We start from the raw sequence: 17,804 nt of genomic DNA on the forward strand, positions 1-17,804 counted from the left end.
AGTGGGGTCTGGCACAGAGCCCGGAACTTGTGCCAGCCCCCAAATAGCGCCGCCGTAGCCACACGAATGCGGCACTTGACCTGCGGACGGGCGCCACAAGGCGAGCGCCGCAACACCGGTTCCCTGGAGGGATGGTAGGTGCTCGTTGAGGACTTGTACGACAACGCGATGGCCGAGGCCCTCAACGGCACCTTCAGGGCCGAACTGATCGAACACCAAGGCCCATGGCGGGACGCTGACCAGGACGAATGCGCCGTCGTGCAGTGGGTTGGCTAGTACAACACCGAGCGCCTGCACTCCGCACTCGACTACCTGCCACCCGAGGAGTTCGAGGCGGCCTACTACCGTTCCCTGGCCACTCCGAACGCCGCCTGAAACACACAAGATCTGTCGCTACGAAACTCGGGGCAGCTCACCTTGTCCGGTCCGCTCATGTGAAGGGAGGGCCTTGTCTAGAGCTCGCCAGGCGCGTGTCTCTCGTTGCGCCCTCCGAAGTCTGTGACGCTATTCCAATGTTTCGGCCTGATTGAACCAGTAGGCGATGTTGTTGGTGATGATGGGGATATTGGGGTCATCAGGGCCCAGGAGGCGTCGGGTGTCGGTGAGCATGCGGGTGAGGGTGCTGACCGCTTCCCTGGGACGGCCCGCGTGTCCTTGCCACATGGCGAGCTTGTCGAGGGCGGTCAGCGTGGCGACGTGGTCTTGGCCGAGGTGGTCTTCGACATGGTCCAGCATTGCCTGGTAGGTGTCGACCGCCGCTCGCGCGTCGCCCATCTGGCCCTGCCAGTGGCCGAGATCCACGAAGGTTGCCAGCGTCTCGGGGTGGCTTGGTCCAAGGACACGTTTCTGGTCGGGGAGCAGCTCTTTGAGCGTGATGACGGCCGCCTCGGACTCTCCCGCACTACCACGCATGACAGCGAGGCCGTGGCGCGTGTTGAGGATGCTCGGATTTTCTGGGACGAGATGGTGCTCTTGGTCACGGAGGACGTCCGTCAAACCTTTAACAGCCTCCTGATGCTTTCCTGCCCACCCCAGGCACAGTGCGTGGCTTTGCCGGGAGCTGAGTGTGTCGGGGTGATAGGCGCCGAGGGCTCGGACTCTGTCGGCGACGAGGTCGGCGAGGGCTTCGGCCGCGGCGATCGGATCTGTTCTCGCTTGCAGACGGGCGAGGTTATGGCGAGCGGCGAGCAGTTCCGGATGATCTGAGCCAAGGACCTCGCCCATGTCGGGGATCAGTGACCGGTAGCCGTCGACCGCTTTGTCGGTCTCGCCGGCTTCTCCCTGCCACCGGGCGAGGCTTTGCCGAGTGGTCAGGACACGCGGGTGCCGGGGGCCGAGTGCCTGTATCTGGTCGGGCAGGAGCGTCTCAAGTGACACGGCGGCTTTGACGGGGTCCCCCGCCTCTCCCTGCCATCGGGCCAGGTTGTGTCGGGCGGTCAGGGTGCGTTCGTCGTCGACACCGAATTCCTCTTCCATACCTGGAATCAGTTCGAGGTAGGCGGCGGCGGCCCCTGCCGCATCTCCCGCGACGCCTTTCCAGAACGACAGATTGTGGAGGACGGAGAGTTCTGCATCCCTGCCCGCCCTGTTGCGCCGCCGGGCGGCAAGGACCTCGGTGAGTGCGACGATGGCGCCGTGCACGTCGCCAGCTTCACCCCGCTCGACGGCCAGATTGTGACGGGCTACGAGCGTCTCGGGGGCATCGTGGCCGTCCAGCCGGGTGAGGTCCGCTTCGAGAGATTCCAGGGTCTGGACTGCGCCGGCATGGTCTCCGATTCGGCTCTGCGAGCGGGCTAGCTCGCTGCGGGCGAAGAGGGTGTGTGGATGGTCGGGGCCCAGGTGGTGGTGGGCGAGCGAGCAGACCACCTCGAAATGGGCGCGTGCCCAGGCGATTTCACCGGCGTTACCCGCGCTGGTACCCAGCCGGAACAACAGGGTGTACGCGGTCTCGTCCTGCCAGAGGGCTTGGCTCTCCCCGTCCTGGTCGTGGGCGGCCAATGCGCGTGCACTGGCCCTCAGCCGCTGTCCAAAGTCCTGGTCGCTCTCGGTGCCGGACCAGATGTCCAGAAGGGCGTGGGCCGCCGCCGTCAGGACAGCCTTCCTGCGCTGTGTGCGGAGGTTGGGCGATGAGCCGGGGAACTGCTGCTCACGCACGGCGCGTTGGATGAGCTGATGCGTGCGGACCAGCCACGTGTTGTCACCGTCACCCGGCGTGTGATCGACGAGATGGAGTCGATCCAGCGTTGCCAGAGTGTGCTCCGCCTCAAGATCGTCGATGGGGCGGTCTGACTTGCTGTGCTCGGTCAGCCAGGCACGGGCGGCCTCGCTGGTGAACAATGATGTGGGGATGCCCGCTGTCCCATCGAGGACGGAGGCCAGCTCCAGCATCGGCCGGGCCAGCATGCCGGTGTGCTGGTCGGCCTGGTCGATGGAGATGTCCCAGAGAGCCGCCAGTGAGCTGGTTGCGGTACCGCCGCGCACGGCCGGAACAAGCCGTTCGAGGGTGAGCCGGCGGTCAGCGAGCAGCTGTCGGTAGCGGGAGACGCTGCATGAGGCGTTGTAGTCGAGGTAAGCGGCGGCTCGTGACAGCGCCAGGGGAAGATGACCGAGGTCATCGGCCAATCCTGCCAGCTCCGCGTCCGCGCCGCCGTCGGTGGGTACGTCCCGCTGCAGTGTGTTGCGCAGGTGAGCGAGGGATTCCTCGGGGGTGAAGAGGCCGACAGGTAGGAAGGGGTGGCCGCTGGCTGTGGCGAGGTCTGTTTCGCGGCTGCGTGAAGTGACGATGACCCTGCCGCTACCAGCGGTGTGCCGGGGCGGCCAAAGTCCCTCGAGCGCGCCGGGGGAGTACACGTCGTCGAGGATGACAAGCCAGTTGTGCTTGGTATCGCGCAACCAGTTGAGGAACTGCTCGGCGGCAAGCGTGGAGTCTTCACCAGTCGGGACCAGTTCGAGAGCGCGGGCTGCCTGGGCGTAGGCGCCTGTCACGGCAGGCGTGTCGTTCGCCGTCACCCAGACCAGCACGTCTACGTCGTCGTCACCGTCGACGACACGATCGCAGTAGTCAGCGGCCATGGAGGTCTTGCCGACGCCTCCGGTGCCTGTGAGCACGCGCCCCTTCACAGGTGCGCCGGTCGCATGTCCGACGCCGTCGTCTTGCGAGCTGTCCAGGGCGCGAGCTAGAGCATCACGATGTTCCCGCTCGACGAACACGTCGCCAGTGCTGGGGACCAGTCCTATTCGGAGCGTGGTTGTCCTACGGGGGACTTTGCCGCGCTTCGTCTGCGCGCGAGTGCCGGACGCCACTTCATGGCGCCGCGCCGCGGACTTGCTCCGATCGGCCGCCCGGCGCAGGTTCTCCCACCGTGCTCGGGACTGTGGTCCCGGTCTCAAACCGGCGCGGCTTTCGAGGAGTTCGGTTAGAAAGATGAAGGTCCGTCCGGCCCGCGGAACGCTCTGGGCGTTGAACCATGCGCTGAGAGTGCTCTTGCTGAGGGCGACGGGAGGATTCTGTCGCTCGCCCTGCCGAATGATCTGACCGAACGTGAGTCCGGCCGCTCGCCGCAACGCCCCCAGTTCGCCAGCCAGACGTGAGGCCTCAGCAGGGACGTCCACTATGCCGTTCCCCCGTTCGTTCCGAACTCTCTACGAACCCTATTTTCGCCCGTCTGATCGTCGCATACCAGCTGTTCGGTGGCAGTTGCCATTCGCCGAACCCCGATCCGAACGGGCCAGGTGGTGTGCAGCCGATCGCTTGGTCGGGCAGTCCACAGATGGGGCAGTCAATGCGAGATCTTTATCGCAAGGCGTGGAACGCCTGGTGCACACCGCGGACGCGGCGGCGGATGGCCACGCTCGTCGCGCGGTGGTTGGCCGGGGCTGTGCTGAGGGCGATGGACGGCTACCTGTGGGGGTGGTGGACCAGCCGATGAGCAGAGGGGGGCAGCGGGTCGTCACCGTCAGAAACGACGGTTGCTGCCTGCTCTGGTCGCAGACACCTGGGACAGTCCTTTCGATGTCTGACCGGGTGGGACCGGAAACGGGTTGCCCGAAGGTCCGCTGCCCCTCCCCGCGCGTGATCAATTCGGCCAGCTACTGAACATGGTCGGGTCAATTTCGATCAACATCGGCTAGCCGCTTGAGACTTCGTGAGGTGTCCACCGATGCTGATGAGGTTCGAAGAAGCAGAAGATGTCCGACCTCGGCGCCGTGCCGGGGCGGCTTCTGACTCGCGGACCTTGGAGATTCCGTGGACATCCGTGTCCTACGGGCCGGTTCGGCATGCTTGCCGAGCCCTGCCCCTGCGCCCTGCCTCGCCCCGTCCTGCGCCGACGGCCACCCGCGGTTCGTGTCGACCGGCGTCCTCCTGCCCGTCGCGACGATCGGGAGGACCTGATGAGCGCATCGCCTTTCGAGCCGACCGTCCCTCAACAGACGGCGATCGTCGACTACCTCGTCAACGCCGTCGTACGTGATGCGACCGGCGTATCGGACGGTGACGTCTGCTTGGGCGAACCGCCGAGTGCCCGTTACTACATGGCGAGCCTGGCGCCGAATTCCGGGCCCGGTGGCGCCGTGTCGAGCTACGGCCGCACCGCTCCGGACAGCCTTGGCTTCGAGTTCGAGGCCGAGAACGGCAGCGAGATCTCAGTCAAGGCCAGTGCCTCGTTCTACTATGCCGTGCTGCCGACGCGTGACCAGCAGCTGCAGTGGGCCGGCGAGCGTACAGAGCCATATCGTCTAGCGCCTGTGTTCCGGCGTCTCGAAGTGATGGTCGGGCCCGTCGACGTCGTTCTCGGACAGACGGGCCTGCGTCAGACGAAGACCCTGGAGACGGAGTTCCGGCGAGCCTTCGATGAGGCCGTACGCCAGGCGTTCCGGGATCCTCGCATCGATCGCCGTCAGGGGCACGACCGTCGTGAGCGCATGGTCCCGCCCGCCGCGATGGTGGATGAAGCGCTCTTCGAGCAGTGGCTGGCCCGGGAGGCGGTCGGCGAACCCGTGCTGCCGTCTCCAGGTGCCCATGTCGTGATCACTTCGCGCCCCGTGGCGTCGAGCCGGCTTCGAGTGACCGTGACCCTGCAGAACCTCGCGACCGACCCGATGATCACCGTCCAGGGGCGCGGCGGCAACTCCGGACGAACCCGTCGGGACGAAGCCAGGGATCACACCCTCTTCCGCGTGGGCCTCGAAGTCGAAGGCGACCGTCTGCTCCCCATCGAGATGGACCTCGGCGCCGATGCGTATCGCTACTCCGGCGAACTGGGCGCGTATGCCAACAACTGCGGAGTCGAACCACGTTGGCACGATGGGCGACTCGTAGGCATCAGCAGTGTGCCGGTTCCGGTGCACGACACACACCGGGCCGTGGCGCGTACCGATGAACGATGGACGTACGAGGCTCTCGCCGCGGATCCGCTCCCCGCCCTCGACGAGCTCGCCGACAACATGGAGGCGTACCTGTCGGATCCGGTGTGGAGCACCGCCGATCTCCAAGACGAGCCGGCGCTGGCCCGCCAGAAGGAGGCCGACAGGGAAGCCTCTGCGCTGGAGGTGGCGCGCTTCCGCGACGGCATCGCCTGGCTGAGGCGTGACGAGCGACTGTTGTTCGCCTTCCGACTGGCCAACGAGTCCATGGTGGAGCTCGGCAGCCGTCGTACGAAGCCGATCCGAGGGTGGCGCCTGTTCCAGTTGGTGGCCGTCGTCAGCCAGCTCGGGGCTCTGGCATGGCGTGAGCACCCGGAGGAGGAGTTCACGCCGGGGCTCTGGGGCGACGAACACAACGCGGATCCCACCGAGGCGGCGACCGTCGTCTGGTATCCGACGGGTGGAGGCAAGACCGAGGCGTATCTGGGACTGGTCGTGGTGTGCATGTTCTACGACCGGCTCCGAGGCAAGAAGGAGGGCGTCTCGGCTTGGTGTCGTTTCCCCTTGCGTCTACTGACCCTTCAGCAGACGCAGCGACAGCTCGATGTGGTCGTCGCGGCCGACACCGTGCGTCGGCGCAACACAGACCGGATCAAGGCCGTGGGAGGCGTGGACTGGCCCTTCTTCATCGGCTTCTACGCCGGCAGTGGCAACACGCCCAACTCGCTGTTGGCGGACGGGATGCTCGACCGGCTGCGCTCGAGCGAGGAGGCTCGCCACGAGTACCGTCTGGTTCACGTCTGCCCGTACTGCGGTGAGGCGTCCGTCAAGGTTCCGCCTCCAGACCCGAAGAAGCTCAGGCTCCTGCACGTATGCGGCAATGAGCAGTGTGGGGAGACCCTGCCGATCATCGTCGTGGATGCGGAGATCTACCGCTATCTGCCCACGGTGGTGGTGGGGACGCTCGACAAGCTCGCCAACATCGGCTTGTCCGACAAGTTCGGCGCACTCTTCGGGGACGTCGACTGCCGCTGCCCGGAGCACGGCTTCGGGCGGGGCGGGAAGTGCAATGAGCGCTACGCGCCGGGTCACTCGAAGACCCCTCCACGGCCCCTGCAGGAAACTCTCTACGACCCGTCCCCGTCCTTGGAGATCATTGACGAACTCCACATGGTCAACGAGGAATTGGGGGCATTTTCCGGGCACTACGAAGGACTGCTCGCCGAGGTCCAGCGAACCCTTTCGGCCCGGCAGCGCTCCGATGGTCGAGGCGTGCGGATGAAGGTGGTGGCGACCACCGCGACCATTCGCGGCGAGGACCGCCAAAGCGAGCACCTCTTCGGGCTTCCGTCGGTGGTGGTGCCGCTGCCGGGGCCCAGCCTGGACGAGAGTTTCTACTGGAAGCTGGACCGAGACCGACCCATGCGCCGCTTCGTCGGGGTCATGCCGACCCGCGGCACGGCCGAGATGACGCTGGTCAGGATGCTCACGTCCGCGCATCGTGCGCTGTGGAGGCTCGTTCTGCGTCAGGATCTCCCCGACGAGTTCGCCGGCTGGCCGGAGGACGAGCTCACGGCGACCGTGGACCTCTACCGTACGAGTCTGACGTACGTGACCTCGCTCGTCGACTTCGGGAAGATCCGCCGCTCACTGGACACCCAGGTCAACGAGACCCTGCGTCGGTACGGCTTCCCCGATCTCCAGGTGGCCGAGCTCAAGAGCGAGAACAATCGAGGCCTCGACGGGGTGCGCGGCGTTCTCGAGGACCTGAGCACCACCGATGGGGATACGGGCATGGTCGTGGCCACCAGCATGGCCAGCCACGGCGTCGATGTGGACCGGCTGAATCTCATGCTGTTCAACGGCATGCCCCGCTCGATGGCCGAGTACATCCAGGCGTCGTCCCGGGTCGGCCGCGCTTATCACGGCCTGGTGTTCATGCTGTTCAACCCCGTACGGGAGCGCGACCGATCGCACTACCGCTACCACGGCAAGTTCCATGAGTACCTGGACCGTATGGTGGAGCCGGTTGCGATCAATCGCTGGAGCCGTTTCGCGGTACGTCGCACTCTGCCCGGCATCCTCATGGGCCACGTCCTGCAGATCGCCAATCACGATTGGTGGCGGGAGGGTAAGGCACCCGGGCATCTGCACGACCTGTCCAAGATGCAGGCGGCTCTGCGTGATCCGGCGGCCGGGGGCTTGTCCACGGTTCGACTCACTCAGTTGTTGGAGACGATGCACGCCGTCTTCCAGTCTGCGCGCCCCGAAGGAGAGGAACTCCGGACAGATCTGGAGGACCTGGTGGAGCACGCGATCACCAGCCTCCGGTCTGCGGGTGCATCCGCCGGTCTCGCAGGCGGCAACAACCGTGGTTACCGCGCCACCGGTGACTATCTGGGCCTGGAATACCGGCCCATGACGAGCCTCCGAGATGTCTCCGAGGGCATTCCGTTCCACATCGTTTCCGACGGTCGGAGGTCCTGATGGGTGCGTTCAATCCCAGGGAACACGACATGGCCCGCGACCGCGGCCAGGTCCTCTACCGCTTCCGCCCGGGGCAGACCTTCGACCACCGCGGCGGATACACCGCCCAGGTGATGCAATACGGGCGCGACGACGAGTTCGACGGCCCTTCACTCGACCGCGACCAGTTGGTCCAGGCGGCGATGCGGTTCGTCGGCAGCTGGCGAGCAGCAGGCCGTGCTCTCGCCGCCGGCGCCGACCGAGCCCCTGAGTTTCCCGGAGACGAGGACCGCTTGGCTTCGCGTCACTACGAAGTCGTCGTTCCGGGTAAGGTCTTCTGCCGAGTCTGGCCGCGGGTCGTGCGCTGCTCGAGCTCCGGCTGCGGACACGTCTGGGCGGCCGGCGATCCGCGCCCCGGGACCGATCAGTGGCCGCCGTCCTGTCCCAGCTGCGGCAACGGGGTGGGCAATCGTCAACTCCAGTTCGTCTTCGCGCATCGGTGCGGGGAGATCTCGCCGATGTATCCGCCGCAGAAGTGCCCCAGGGGGCATACGAAGTTCAGGCTCGACGACCGCCCGAGCCGGTTCCGCGACTTCCGCTGGGAGTGCATGACCTGCGGCTTCCCCCTCGCAGTACAGAGGAGCTGCGGCAACACCTCGTGCAGCTACCCGGACAAGCTCATGAGCCCTCTGTTGCACACGGCCGGAACTGCGCACGTCGGTCAGGGTCTCACCCTCGTCAACGTCACAACGACCGAGGAAGCGGCCCGACAGGGCAACCCGAACTACGCCGTGGCCGTGCTCGGCCGGTGGCTCGGAGAGATCACCGAGGGCGAGTTTCGACGCCTCACCGACGGACATACGGTCGATGTCCCCGACGAGGTGATCGCCAGTGTCCGGGCTATGGAAGAGGCTGGCCTCGTCGACCAGGCGAGGGCGCTGCGGGCGAGGTTCATGCCGGTCGAAGTGGACCGCCTGCGTGAACAGGTCGGCAAGGCCCTCGGCCTCGACGTCGACGGTGACGACGTCCGCGCACTCGCAGCGGATCTGCACACCTACCAACGGGTGCGCAATCTGGACCGCCTCGACATTCAGCGCCTGGCCGAGGAAGCCCGTACTCCCGCACGCCGATCGTTGTACGAGCGTTTTCCCGAGGTTCTCTACCGGGCCGGCTTCGACGGTGATCAGACCTGCCTGGTGACCGAACTGCCCATCACCTACCTCGCCATCGGATACAGCCGCACCGGCTTCAGCCCCGATGAGGCGGACCTCGTCCCGTACCGCGGCCGGGCCGTCAGGGGCGCTCCGGAGAAGACCTTGCTATACGCGCACCCCACGCAGGCGGAGGCGCTGCTGTTCCCCGTGGACAGGGCGAGGGTCACCCGCTGGCTGGTGCGCAACGACCTGGTCGATCCGAGCGACTTGGTCGAGGCCGGGGGAGTCGCCCAATGGCTGGTGCACCAGCTCGGCCGGAGTGGAGGCAAGGCGCTGTCGCACGAAGTGCCGCCGGACCAAGGCCACCCTGATTATGCGGTGCACGAACTCTTCGGGCTGTTGCACTCGCTGTCCCACCAGTTGCTGCGGGCTCTCGCGGTCGACAGCGGGTACAGCGAGATGAGCCTGTCCGAGTATCTCTTCCCACACGATCTGGCCTTCGCCATCTACCCCAACGGAGGCAGCGACTTCACCCTCGGCGCCCTGCGCACCGTACTCGAACAGAACCTAGATGCAGTGGTGACCAGAGCGGTCGACAACGACTCCTGTCTGTACGACCCCAACTGCATGCTCACCAACAAGGGGGCGGACCACGGCTGTCTGCAACTCCCGGAAACGGCATGCCAACACTGGAATCGCAACCTGTCGCGCTGGCACCTCTACGGTACGCCGGACGGCATGAAGATCGGTTATTGGGATCCGACGCTCTAGCGGAGAGCCGCCCCGGCCCGACTTCCCATCATGTGACTCGGCGCGCATGCGCCACGGTCGCTGCACTGATCGGGGTCGCCGGGGCGACACCCGACCAGTGCAGCGGCGGTTGGGGCTGGTACCGCCGTTCGACTCGCTCGGCCGTTGCGCGCTGGATATCGTTTCCAGACGTAGCCGACCGGGGGAAGGGAAAAGAATAAATGGCGGGGGCACAGCGACGACCGTGGGCACCGCTGCCGTCCACGACTGCCGACATCACCAGGGACGCCGTCATAGTCATCCCCGGCATCATGGGCAGTGCGTTGGAAGACGCCGCGACCGGCGAGCCCCTCTGGGGACTGAGCGTGAACCTGCTCGCGCGCGCCTGGAGTCGCCGCGACGCACTCCTACCCCTGCACCTGACCCCCGAGGAGCGCGCCGGGAAGTACGGGCGCGTGAGGGCGACCGGGCTGCTGAAGGTCCCCACCTGGGCGCCGTTCCTACAGGGTCTCGAACCGTACGGTGATCTGGTCGATGCGGTGAGAAAGACCGTTGCGGACTCTGCGGCCATCCTGGAATTCCCGTACGACTGGCGACTGCCCGTGACCGTCAACGGTGCGCGGCTCGCCGCGGCGGCCTGTTCCCACCTCGATGCCTGGCGCACTCACCCCATGGCCGATGGCGGCGACGGCCCCGCGCGTCTCGTCTTCGTCGCCCATTCCATGGGCGGCCTCGTCACCCGTGCCGCCTTCGCAGATCCGAGCGCGGACCTGATGTCGGATACGCGTGCAGTGATCACCTTGGGTACCCCCTTTCACGGATCCGTCAAGGCGGCCGCCATCCTCAACGGAAGTCGCCAGGACCCTTTGCCTACCTTGCCTCGATACCGCATGGCCGCCCTGGCGGCGACCCTGCCCGGCGTGCACGACTTGCTGCCCGGCTTCCGTTGTGTCGACGCAGGTCTGGAGGTCCATCGGCTGACCCCGCGGGACGTGGGAGGGCTCGGCGGTGACGAAGAACTCGCGGAACAGGCACAGGAGTTCCGGAAGCGCATACGGATGTCCGGTCCACAGGCCTTGCCGGGGCATCGGGCCGTGGTGGGCATCGCTCAACCCACCATGCAGAGCCTGCGATTGGACAGCGGGATCGTCCACGCGCAATATGTCGGTTTCCGCCCAGATAGCGATGGTGGCCTACGGCGTACCCCAGACGGCATCCCCGAGCGCCATGACCGCATGGGCGACGGCACGGTCCAACGGGATGCGGCTTCCTTGGGCGGTGCTGGTGTCGCCTACCTACCCCTGCAGCACGGAGCCCTGGCCAAGGACAGCGTGGCACTGCGTTATGTACAGGCGGTTCTCACGGAACCCGATGAGGAGTTGGGCCTGCCCTTGGGAGCCGGCGAGATCGGCCTCGTCGTCCCGGACTCGGTCGAGGTAGGGGAGACCTGGACCTTGCGTGTGACCGGAGTCGACTCGCCGGCGCACATCCTCTGCAGCATCCACGACGCCGAGAACGATCGCCGACTCGACACCCCCCGCCTGAGATGGATGGACGGCGAGATCGGAGCCCCCGTGACGCTGACTACCCCCGGGCTGTACCGGGTCCGGGTGAACACCGGAGGCAATTCCCCCGTGACGCAGTTGCTTCTGGCGGCCGCGCCCAACGCCTCGGACTTGGACGGGTGAGGGAACGGTCGCCGCCATGTCGATGGATTCGGAGGACTCGCGTCCCCTTCAGTACTTCCCGGTCGCTATCGGCCGGTACGACCACCATGACCCGCTAGACACGGCGGTGGAAGTCGAGAGCGTGGCCGAACTACTGGCTCCGTTCGGTGCCGAGGTCCACCCGTGGGAGGTGCCCGACGAAGACCGGGGCGCCGACGCGGTCGAGGAACGCCTGAACCACTGGGCCGAGCCGACCAGCCCCGCCGACACATTTCTGTACTGGCTCGGTCACGGGGAGAGCGACGGCCAGTCGGCGCGATTGGCCCACTCCCGTAGTCCTCGCCCGCTCACGACAGGGGGCATGTCCCCCGAGAGGATCGTCGAGTACCTCACATCTCGCCAGGGCCACCGGCTGGCGGACGGGACATGGGCGATCGTCGTCATCGATGCGTGCCGGTCCGCCAGGTTCGTTCAGTTGATGAGCGCCGAAGCCCATGCCGATGCCGCCGGTGGCCCGCGCAACGTCCTGATGGTGGCGACCTCGGAGGAAGGTATCGCCAACCTGGGCCGGTTTCGTAAGGCTCTGGATACCGCCCTCACGGTCAACTTTCCCGCCGAGAACACCATTAGCCTATGGGCCCTTGCCGCCGAGCTCAGCCGGAACCTGCCCGGCTGCCCGGTCATTCCGCACGGTATCGAGCCCACCGCTGCGCTGGAGCGCAGGGTTCCAACCTTGGCCGGCGCAATCACAGCTCCGTTGGACGTCCTCGCCGACATCGAAGCCATACTCGCCGGCTTCACCGACGACGAGCGTCGCCACTTCATTCCCAAGGCGAGCGGTGCCGAATTCGGGGAACAGGCTTGGTACTTCGAGGGGCGGGCAGCCGAGCGCGATCAGCTTCTGAACTGGCTCGACACCGCCCGTGGAGGCCTCGCCGTCGTCACCGGTGCGTCCGGCTCCGGAAAATCCGCGCTCTTGGGCCACGTCTTGGTGCATACGAGGCCGCAACTGAGCAGCCTGCTGGCACGCGCGGGGCAACTCGACCCCTTGCCTTCCGATGCACCGTGCCCGCACGACCCCTTCGACGTCGTCCTTCATCTGACGGGTGCCGCACCGCAAGACGTGGTGTCCCGGATCGCGCAGGCCGCAGGGCTTCCCACGCCTCCCAGGGACCCGTCACCGACCGTCCAGACGGACTGGCTGCACACGCAGATGCAGAGACGGAGTAAACCCTTCACTCTGCTCGCCGACGGCCTCGACGAAGGTCACCTCCCTCAGGTCAGTGCCCAGCGTGTCCTGCGCAGGCTCGCGAAACTCCCTCAGGTGCGCGTCATCGTCGGCACCCGGCGCTCTACCAAGGAGGGCCCAGACTTCCCCCGGCCCGTTGACGAGGACCTACTCGACGCCCTGGGTGAGGCCGACCTGCTGATCGATGTGCCCCGAGACGGGGACGCCGTGACTCGCTACGTGCGCCGCCGCCTGACTGATGCGGTGTCCGCCCGGCCCGAGGCGACCTCATCGGATCGCATCGATCAGATCGCCACCGCCATCGGTGAACGCGACCGGGAGTTCCTCTACGCCCGTCTGGCCGTCCACGAGATCTTGCAGAACCCGACCCTGCTCACCGGGGGCGACCAGCACGAACTGAACGCTCTACTCGACAGCGACCACCGTCGGCTGTTCGCCCGCGCAGTCGACCGTTTGACCGCCGGCGCCGCGGTGAACGGTCCTCTCCTCGCAGCTCTCGCGCTGGCCCAAGGACACGGGCTGCCGCTGCGTGACGGCATCTGGGCGTCCACGGCGACCGCGATCGCCGACGGCCTCACCGTCAAGGACGAACACATCGATACCCTGACCCGGACTGCGGCTCCGTACCTCATGCTCGACACGGAGTCCGGACAGAGCGTCTATCGCCTGGCTCACCGCACGTTCGCAGAGCACTTCCGTGTTCCGTCCCTACTGGACCCGCGCCACCACCTCATCTCCACCAGCCTCACAGCGGACGTCGACTCCCGGCTTCCCGAGCGCGAACTCAACCCTTACATCTCCCAGTACCTGCCCGCGCACGCGGCGCTCGGCGGCGCCTGGGAGGACCTGGCACGTCATCCCCGAGTTCTGGACCGCCTCGATCCCACAGCCGTCACGACCAACGTCATGCTCCACACGTTCGGGCGTTCCACGCTGCCGCCCGCCATCGCCGGAGTACTCGGGGCACAACACCTGCTCGCCACCGCGGCACCTGGTGACCGCCGAGGCATCCGAGAACTGGCGAGTGTCCGCTACACGGATCACTCCGAGACGGTTTTTCCCCGACCGGAGGCGCACGATCCCGTACCCGCCTGGACGGTGAAGTGGGCATGCTTGCCCCGACACGCCGTGCATCTCGCCCTGACCGGCCACAGCGATGGGGTGGGTGCCGTGGCGACGTTCAGCGGCGGAGACGGCCGAGCCAGGCTGGTCTCCGGCGGGGGTGACGGCATGGTGCGGATCTGGGATGCGGACAGTGGTACCCAGCTCACCGCTTGGCCAGGTCAGGCGGGTTGGGTGGGTGCCGTGGCGGTGTATGCCAGTGGGGACACCAGTGTCCGGTTGGCCACTGGCGGTGACTTCGGCGATGGCGCTGTGCGGATCTGGGATCTCAACGGCGGCACCGAATTGGCTGTATGGCGCGGCCACGCCGGTTCGGTGGGAGCGATCGCTGCGTTCCGTGACGGGGAGGGCCATGTGCGGCTGGTCTCCGGTGGCGGTGACGGTGTGCTGCGAATCTGGGATCCGGAGAGCGGTAAGGAGATCGCCGAGCTGAACGGTCACACCGGTTCGGTGTGGACGATCGCCGTGTTCACGGTCGAGGGTGGCGGCGTTCGCCTGGTCTCCGGCAGCGGTGATGGCACGGCACGAATCTGGGATCCCGACGGCGGCTGTGAACTCGCGGTGCTGACCGGGCACCTCGGATGGGTGTGGGCCGTGACGACGTTCACGGGAGAAGACGGCCGCATCTGGGTGGCCACCGGCGGTGACGATGGGCTCGCGCGTATCTGGGCCGCGGACACCGGAGCCGAATTGGCGGCGTGGCTCTGCCATGACGGCGGGGTGTGGGCCGTGGTGGCACTCACCGATCAGGATGGCGATGTGCGGCTGGCCACCGGTGGAAACGACGGGACGGTGCGCATCTGGGATCCGTGGACCCGTGCCGAGCTCGGTACTCTGGCCGGCCATAACCGCTCGTTGGGGTCGGTTGCGGCATTCGTCGGCACCGGCGACCGCACTCGACTGGCCACCGGTGGGACAGACGGGACGGTGCGGATCTGGGATGCAGCCGGCGGCATTGAGCACGTCGCGCCGGCAGATCGGATCGGGGACGCGCAGGCGGTCGCATTGTTCACCGGAGCAGGCACCGGTGCTCGGCTGGTCACCGGTGGGGCAGACGGCATGGTGCGAATCTGGGATGCGGACGCTGGAACCGAGCTGGCCGCGTGGCATGGCCATGTGGGTGAGATCCATGCCGTGGAGACGTTCACCGCTGGCGACGACGGCGCTCGGGTGGTCACCGGCGGTGATGACGGCGTGGTACGGATCTGGGATCCGGACGGAGGCGTTCAGCTCTTCGCGTTGAACGGTCACGACGACTCGGTCGATTCAGTGGCGGCGTTCACAGCCGCCGACGGCCGGATTCAGCTGGTGACGGGTGCAGCGGACGGCACGGTGCGGATCTGGGATGCACATAGAGGCGACCATCTCGCCGCGTGGGGTGGTCGCGGCCGCGGCGTGGGGTCGGTGGCGGCGTTCACCGGTACGGACGGTGGTGTGCGGCTGGCCGTCGGTGGAGCCGATGGTGTGGTGCGGATTTGGGACCCGGACCGTGGAACTCAGGTCGCCACGTTGACCGGCCACGTAGGTGAAGTGGGGGCGGTGGCTGCGTTCATGGACGTCGACGCCAGTGTGCGGCTGGCCACCGGTGGGGCCGACGGTACGGTGCGGATCTGGGATGCGGGCAGTGGTACCGAGCTCACCACGCTGACCGGTCATCTCGGCGGGGTGCGGGTGCTGACTGCCTGCACTGGTTCGGATGGCCGTGTCCGATTGATCGCCGGTGACCAAGGTGCAGTCCGGATCTGGGATCCAGACTGCGAGCATATTGAACTGACTGTTCCTCTGGGGACCCTGGTACGAGACGTGGCGGTCCTCGGTGAGGACGTTTCAATTGCCACCGACGAAGGGATCGTTCACATCGCACTCACGTCTCGGTGACAGCGTAGGGGGATCGCTTTCGGTCGGGAGCCTCGACTCCGGTCCGGGCTACTGGAGCAGAATCTCTTCCGGACGTCGGTTCGTGACGGCTGGCTCCTGGCCGTTGAGAACGTGCTCGATGCATGCCGACAAATCGCCTCCATGGTCGTCGCGAGCCATGCTTCGAAGTTCGTGAACCAGGCTCTTACCGTTGATGAGCACGATCGGGTATTGATCTTCGGCAATCTCCATCTGCGCAGGCTCGGAATACGAGCCCGTCGTCACGTAGACACCGATCCAACCTCGGCGGAGCCGGGCAACCACGCGAGCGATGTTCTCGGCTGTGATGAGGGTGTCGGGTTTGACGCACTTGGCCTGACCGAGCACGACGAGGCTCGTGCCGGCCAAGCCGTTGCCGAGATCGAGCCGGCCGACGAAATCGGCTCCGCCGTCACCGGAACGGCGTGTCAGCCAACCCTCGAAGTAGCTGTGGCCGGCTCCGCGCAACACATGGGCGGCCACCGTCGCAGCCAGTGCTTCGAAGTCGTGTTTGCGCCCGTCGAAGTGTTTGTAGACGAGCTCGAGGTCAGCGGCATCCGCACCGTCCGGTCGGGGACGCTGGTCGCGTACTTTGGCGACTTTGGCTCGGGCGATTCGCCGTCGGAGCCTCGGCAGAGCCGAGCTGCCTTGCTTGACCCACTCCCGCCACGCTCGTGGTGCCTGTTCGAGGGCCTCGGCGTGGGGCACATTTTTGTCTCGGCGGGCGCGGATCCACTCCCATGCAACCGTGTCGTCCTCGGCGGTCAGACCGAGGAGAGCGATGTCGTAGACGTAGTTGACGAACGTCGTGTGTTCGCCGCCGCCCCATTGGACCAGTCGCTCTGTGCGCTCGATGATCCCTACGCCGCAGAACTCCACATATCCCTTGACCTGGCCGTTCCGTGGAACGGCTCGAAAGATGAGAAGGGGGGCTGCAGCTGTGCGCTCCGCGGGGGTCCGGCCTTGATGGCCGGTGAAAGCCTCCAAGAGCGCCGAATTTCCGGTGGTAGAGCCGGGTGCAACGGTCAGACCTGATTTGTGGTCGCCGAAATAGCGAACGTGCCCGTTATCCAGGTCGAACACGTCGTGCCATGGCGTCTGTTCGGTGCCGGCCTTCCAAGGGCTCGACCGGACGAGGATGGCGGGGCGCCGGGTTCCATCAGGCGCATCGACTGCTGCTATCCCGTTGATTCCCGCGGTCAACAAGACCCTCTTGAAACCCGGTGAGTGTGTGACGTAGTGGAAGTTCGGATGGTCGTTCAGAGTTGCCGGCTTCGGGTCTTGACTGCCCGCGTAGCGATAGACTTGTCCGACTCGCAGCCCGCTGGCCAAAGGTTCACCTTTCCGAATCCGAATCATTTTCCAGTGATTTTCTCGGTCGCGAGATCGTCTCAACCGCTGGTGAGGCCGAGTGTTCGCGTGATCTTGCCTGGGTCCCTCATTTTGTCAGCGCGGCCCGGGCCTCGGACCGAACCTTCCTCACCACGTGCCCCAATTCCGGCTCCGATGCGGAGTCGAGGTCGAGGAACGCAGTAAGCCGGAGCAGCCGCATCAGACTCTGCCGGAACACCTCCCGGGTGGAGACGCTCCCGTCGGCCCTGTCCTCGCGGTGCGCCCGGACGATCGCCCTGACCAGCGCCGGCGACGCGGCGAGAGTGGAGCGTCTGGCCATGATCTGATCGAGGTCGTTCTCGCCCAAGACGTCCAGCAGGTGATAGGGATCGTCGGCCATCGGGTCGTGGAGCACATGCGCACGGGTCCACAGACGGGCGAGCGCGTGTCGGGTCAGGTCGGTTCCCTTGAATCGGTCAGCCGGGTAGCGGCCGTCCGAGTCCGTCGGCCACCGCCAGGCACACACATCGGGGAGGAGGATGAGCGCGAGGAACGCCCACACCTGTCGCTGTGAGGCTTCGCCCGGCACCATGAGGCACTGCTCGTGCAGCACTTGCGCCGTTGCCCGGTCGAAGAGGCTCCGTTGCACAGTGGATCGTGACGACGGGAAGCCTTGCTCGCGGGCCACGCGGACAATGCCGTCCCGGAGCTGATCGAGCTCCTCCGGTGAGATCCGGCGCCCTCCTGTTGCCGCGTAGACCGCCCGTCGGGAGTGGTTGGCCACCATGGTCTGGTGCTGGTCCG

Annotated in this window: 8 protein-coding genes; 5 read left to right on the plus strand and 3 right to left on the minus strand. The window is 66.4% G+C overall.

The genetic code is table 11. From position 1 onward, the window contains the following. The first annotated feature begins 138 nt into the window (after nucleotides 1–138). Nucleotides 139–276 (plus strand): hypothetical protein, encoded by a 138-nt coding sequence (locus tag ACFULQ_RS11525; RefSeq protein ID WP_383541446.1) that lies wholly within the window; start codon nucleotides 139–141, stop codon nucleotides 274–276. Nucleotides 277–504: 228 nt separating this feature from the next. On the opposite strand, the gene ACFULQ_RS11530 is transcribed toward ACFULQ_RS11525, so the two are convergent. Next, entirely contained in the window at nucleotides 505–3,210 is a 2,706-nt protein-coding gene (locus tag ACFULQ_RS11530) for a tetratricopeptide repeat protein (RefSeq protein ID WP_383541449.1), read from the minus strand. A gap of 1,182 nt (nucleotides 3,211–4,392) precedes the next feature. Here ACFULQ_RS11530 and ACFULQ_RS11535 point away from each other — a divergent pair. From ACFULQ_RS11535 to ACFULQ_RS11550, 4 genes are all read left to right on the plus strand, one after another. Next, complete coding sequence (locus tag ACFULQ_RS11535) at nucleotides 4,393–7,851, plus strand: helicase-related protein (protein WP_383541452.1); 3,459 nt, start codon at nucleotides 4,393–4,395, stop codon at nucleotides 7,849–7,851. Nucleotides 7,852–7,880: 29 nt separating this feature from the next. Continuing rightward, the gene (locus tag ACFULQ_RS11540; protein ID WP_383541455.1) at nucleotides 7,881–9,755 is read left to right on the plus strand and encodes a hypothetical protein; all 1,875 of its coding nucleotides are present in this window, start codon (nucleotides 7,881–7,883) and stop codon (nucleotides 9,753–9,755) included. A gap of 200 nt (nucleotides 9,756–9,955) precedes the next feature. Then, nucleotides 9,956–11,422 (plus strand): esterase/lipase family protein, encoded by a 1,467-nt coding sequence (locus ACFULQ_RS11545; RefSeq protein WP_383541457.1) that lies wholly within the window; start codon nucleotides 9,956–9,958, stop codon nucleotides 11,420–11,422. Nucleotides 11,423–11,438: 16 nt separating this feature from the next. Next, a complete protein-coding gene (locus tag ACFULQ_RS11550) occupies nucleotides 11,439–15,650 on the plus strand; it encodes a hypothetical protein (protein ID WP_383541460.1) in 4,212 nt (1,403 codons plus the stop codon). A gap of 48 nt (nucleotides 15,651–15,698) precedes the next feature. Here ACFULQ_RS11550 and ACFULQ_RS11555 read toward each other — a convergent pair whose 3' ends face one another. Both ACFULQ_RS11555 and ACFULQ_RS11560 read right to left on the minus strand, forming a co-directional pair. Beyond that, on the minus strand, nucleotides 15,699–17,000 hold the full coding sequence (locus tag ACFULQ_RS11555; protein WP_383541463.1) for a restriction endonuclease: 1,302 nt from the start codon (nucleotides 16,998–17,000) through the stop codon (nucleotides 15,699–15,701). Between the two features lie 106 nt (nucleotides 17,001–17,106). Beyond that, nucleotides 17,107–17,787 (minus strand): DUF6339 family protein, encoded by a 681-nt coding sequence (locus ACFULQ_RS11560; RefSeq protein WP_383541466.1) that lies wholly within the window; start codon nucleotides 17,785–17,787, stop codon nucleotides 17,107–17,109. Nucleotides 17,788–17,804: the final 17 nt, after the last annotated feature.

The organism is Streptomyces sp. NPDC057253, assembly GCF_042669125.1.
In the GTDB taxonomy this organism is placed as follows: Bacteria; Actinomycetota; Actinomycetes; order Streptomycetales; family Streptomycetaceae; genus Streptomyces.

Bases quoted from the DNA above. Each gene is read 5' to 3' on its own strand.
- ACFULQ_RS11535 (WP_383541452.1), top strand. From the start codon at position 4,393: ATGAGCGCATCGCCTTTCGAGCCGACCGTCCCTCAACAGACGGCGATC.
- ACFULQ_RS11540 (WP_383541455.1), top strand. From the start codon at position 7,881: ATGGCCCGCGACCGCGGCCAGGTCCTCTACCGCTTCCGCCCGGGGCAG.
- ACFULQ_RS11545 (WP_383541457.1), top strand. From the start codon at position 9,956: ATGGCGGGGGCACAGCGACGACCGTGGGCACCGCTGCCGTCCACGACT.
- ACFULQ_RS11550 (WP_383541460.1), top strand. From the start codon at position 11,439: ATGTCGATGGATTCGGAGGACTCGCGTCCCCTTCAGTACTTCCCGGTC.
- ACFULQ_RS11560 (WP_383541466.1), bottom strand. From the start codon at position 17,787: ATGGTGGCCAACCACTCCCGACGGGCGGTCTACGCGGCAACAGGAGGG.